Origin of the sequence: Melaminivora alkalimesophila (assembly GCF_000282995.1) — a bacterium.
Taxonomy (GTDB): domain Bacteria; phylum Pseudomonadota; class Gammaproteobacteria; order Burkholderiales; family Burkholderiaceae_C; genus Melaminivora; species Melaminivora alkalimesophila.
Genome location: NZ_ALEE01000577.1, coordinates 1 through 1,294 on the forward strand (window position 1 = coordinate 1; position 1,294 = coordinate 1,294).

Genomic DNA, 1,294 nt, shown 5'->3' on the forward strand with positions numbered 1-1,294 from the left:
TCGAGCCGGTGTTCGTCGCCGAGGTCGCGGAGCTGCCCGAGCGCATCGCGCAGTTCGCGCGCGCCGGCGACGTGGTGCTGTGCATGGGCGCCGGCTCGATCGGCCGCGTCGCCACCCAGGTGGTGCAGCGCGCGCAGCGGCAGTCCCTGCAGGAACCCCAGTCGGCCGAGGAGGGCTGCGAGCCATGAACGACTTTGCTTTCCGGATCGAACCCGCGGCCCTCGGCAAGGTGGCGGTGTTGATGGGCGGCAGCTCCGCCGAGCGCGAGGTCTCGCTCATGTCGGGCGGCGGGGTGCTCAACGCGCTGCGCGCGCGCGGCGTGGACGCGCACGCCTTCGACCCGGCGCACGCCGACATGGGCGAGCTCAAGCGCCACGGCTATGCGCGCTGCTTCATCGCCCTGCACGGGCGCCACGGCGAGGACGGCACGGTGCAGGGCGCGCTGGAGCTGCTGGGCATTCCCTACACCGGCCCGGGCGTGATGGCCTCGGCCATCGCCATGGACAAGGTCATGACCAAGCGCATCTGGCGCTTCGAGGGTCTGCCCACGCCGGACTGGCGCTTGGTGGCCAGCAGCGCCGAGACCGCGCGCGCCTTTGCCGAGCTGGGCGCGCCGATGATCGTCAAGCCCTCGCGCGAGGGCTCGACGCTGGGCCTGACCAAGGTGACGAGCATCGGCCAGTGCGAGCAGGCCTACCTGCTGGCGGCGCGCTACGACCCGGAAGTGCTGTGCGAGCAGTTCATCGACGGCATCGAGACCACCTGCCCGGTGCTCGGCCAGGGGGCGGCGGCCGAGGCGCTGCCGGTGATCCGCATCGAGGCGCCGGACGGCAACTACGACTACCAGAACAAGTATTTCAGCGACGCCACGCAGTACCACTGCCCGAGTGGCCTGCCCGAGGACGAGGAGCGCGAGCTCCGGCGCCTGGTGGTCGAAGCCTTCCGCACCCTGGGCTGCCGCGGCTGGGCGCGCGCCGACATCATGCTGCGCAGGAGCGACCGCAAGCCCTTCCTGCTGGAGATCAACACCTCGCCCGGCATGACGGGCCATTCGCTCGTGCCGATGGCGGCGCGCGCCGCCGGCATCAGCTACGAGGAGCTGTGCCTGCGCATCCTGGCCGATGCCTCGCTCGATGCCCTGCAGGGGCGCGCGCACGCGCCAGGCTAGGAGGAACCCAGGATGAACGCTGCCGCCGCGCTGCCCCCGCCGCTGGACGTCCGGCTGATGAACACGACCGCCACGGTCCTGTTCGTCGGCCTGGCGCTGGCCGCGCTGTGGGCCTGCGGCGGCTGG

General features: G+C 72.1%; 1 protein-coding gene and 2 pseudogenes. All 3 read left to right on the forward strand.

Annotation, left to right across the window (positions count from 1 at the left end; genetic code table 11):
* Positions 1-188: pseudogene (murC, locus tag A612_RS17405) on the forward strand (UDP-N-acetylmuramate--L-alanine ligase); the annotation flags it as partial.
* Positions 185-1,168, forward strand: a complete 984-nt coding sequence (locus tag A612_RS11300) for a D-alanine--D-alanine ligase (RefSeq protein WP_019374586.1) — start codon at positions 185-187, stop codon at positions 1,166-1,168. The pseudogene murC and the gene A612_RS11300, both read left to right, overlap by 4 nt.
* A gap of 12 nt (positions 1,169-1,180) precedes the next feature.
* A pseudogene (locus A612_RS17980) lies at positions 1,181-1,294 on the forward strand (cell division protein FtsQ/DivIB); the annotation flags it as partial.

Coding starts and splice junctions, on each gene's coding strand:
- A612_RS11300 (WP_019374586.1), top strand. CDS start 185: ATGAACGACTTTGCTTTCCGGATCGAACCCGCGGCCCTCGGCAAGGTG.